This is a genomic window from Streptomyces sp. NRRL WC-3618, from assembly GCF_001280005.1.
GTDB lineage: Bacteria > Actinomycetota > Actinomycetes > Streptomycetales > Streptomycetaceae > Streptomyces.
Genome location: NZ_LGDW01000240.1, coordinates 1 through 1,251, shown reverse-complemented (window position 1 = coordinate 1,251; position 1,251 = coordinate 1). Strand labels below are relative to the sequence as shown.

At 72.0% G+C, this 1,251-nt stretch carries 1 protein-coding gene; it reads right to left on the bottom strand.

What is annotated here, in order from left to right:
- Positions 1-1,251: maltotransferase domain-containing protein (locus tag ADL01_RS21410; RefSeq protein WP_420719733.1), on the bottom strand; the 1,251-nt coding region annotated here is incomplete at both ends.

Genomic DNA, 1,251 nt, shown 5'->3' with positions numbered 1-1,251 from the left:
CCTGTTCCCAGAAGACGACCGGCTTGGTGTGCGGGTTGTCGACGCGGAAGATCCGCACCCCGTGCGCCATCCAGTGCCGCAGCACCCGCACCGTCTCCGTGACCAGACCGGGCAGGTCGGCGTCGAAGGCGATGGGGTAGATGTCCTGGTACTTCTTCGGCGGGTTCTCCGCGTACGCGATCGTCCCGTCCGGGCGGTGATGGAACCACTGGGGATGCTTGTGCACCCAGGGATGGTCCGGCGAGCACTGCAGCGCGAAGTCCAGCGCCACCTCCATCCCGTGCCGGCCCGCCTCCGCGACGAAGAAGGCGAAGTCGTCCAGCGTGCCCAGATCCGGGTGGACGGCGTCATGACCGCCGTCCTCGGAACCGATCGCCCACGGCACCCCCACATCCTGCGCGGACGCGGACAACGTGTTGTTGGGGCCCTTGCGGAAGGTGCGCCCGATCGGATGGATCGGCGGCAGATACACGACGTCGAAACCCATCCCCGCGATCGCCGGCAACCGCCGCGCCGCCGACCTGAACGTCCCGTGCGGCCGCTCCGGCGTGCCCTCGGACCGGGGAAAGAACTCGTACCAGGCCCCGTACAGCGCCCGCTCCCGCTCCACCACCAGCGCCAACGCCTCACTCGACGTCACCAGCTCACGCAGCGGATACCGACGCAGCACCTTGTTGACGGCGGGGGTGAGGGCCGCCGACAGCCGGGCCGGCGCGGGGCGTTCGACGTCCCGGAGGGCCTCGGCGGCGGCCAGGAGCACGTCCCGTTTGCCCTTGTTCTTCGGTACGCCGGCGGCGGCCCGCTCGTAGAGCAGCGCGCCCTCCTCCAGCACCAGTTCCGTGTCGATCCCGGCCGGGATCTTGATGCCGGCGTGGTGCCGCCACGTGCTGATCGGGTCGCCCCACGCCTCCACCGTGTACGTCCACTCACCGGGCGCGTCGGCCTCGACGATGGCGCCCCAGCGGTCGGTGCCCGGGGCGAGTTCGCGCATCGGCGTCCAGCGGCCGGCGCGGCCCTTCGGGTCGCGGAGCACGACGTTGGCGGCGACCGCGTCATGGCCCTCGCGGAAGACGGTGGCCGACACCTCGAAGGCCTCGCCGACCACCGCCTTCGCCGGACGGCGCCCGCCCATGACGAGGGGACGGACGTCCAGGACGGGGATACGGCCGACCGCGGTGGCGGGGGAGGGGGTGGGGGTGGGGGTGTTCGAGGGTGGTTCCGGGGCCTGTTCGCCCTTGGCCGGACGGCGCC